Origin of the sequence: Vibrio sp. TRT 2004 (assembly GCF_050113735.1) — a bacterium.
Taxonomy (GTDB): Bacteria; Pseudomonadota; Gammaproteobacteria; order Enterobacterales; family Vibrionaceae; genus Vibrio.
Window position 1 is genome coordinate 1 of the sequence record NZ_JBNJOH010000161.1, and the last position, 536, is coordinate 536.

Annotated in this window: 1 pseudogene; it reads left to right on the forward strand. The window is 43.1% G+C overall.

Annotated features, from left to right (window positions below):
• Positions 1 to 536: pseudogene (locus tag ACQEXR_RS20420) on the forward strand (sel1 repeat family protein); the annotation flags it as partial.

Here is a 536-nt window from a genome sequence, read left to right on the forward strand (position 1 = left end):
GAACAAGGGATCCGACTGTTTAACCAAAAACAGTACCCACAAGCCGAGCAGATTTTTCAACAACAATCAGACCAAGGTAGTGCGTACGCGACTTACTGGCTAGGTGTTACACAGTATAAAAACCGCCAGCAGTTTGAAGCGGGGCAGACCTTTTTAAAAGCCGCCAATATGGGCGACCCTTGGGCTATGGACGTATTGGCGGGAAATGGCAATAGCCCTTGTAAGTATCTTGGATGGCCATGTGATGAAGCTTGGACAGATAAAGCCATTCCCCAATGGGAAAAACAAGCATCCCAAGGGAATGGAAAAGCAATGTACCAACTAATTCTACGAGGTAAACCTTGGTGGGAAATAGTCCCCATCTATAAATATAAGAAATATAGGGAAATATACTCCAAAGCTATACCTAATGGTGGGTATCGGTTTTTAAATTCTAGCGTGGTTTGGGAATCGACTGAAGAAAAAATAAAATACCTAAAAATCGCAGCCAACCAAGGCTACGCCCCTGCGATGCAGTCTTTATATTATTATCTCTT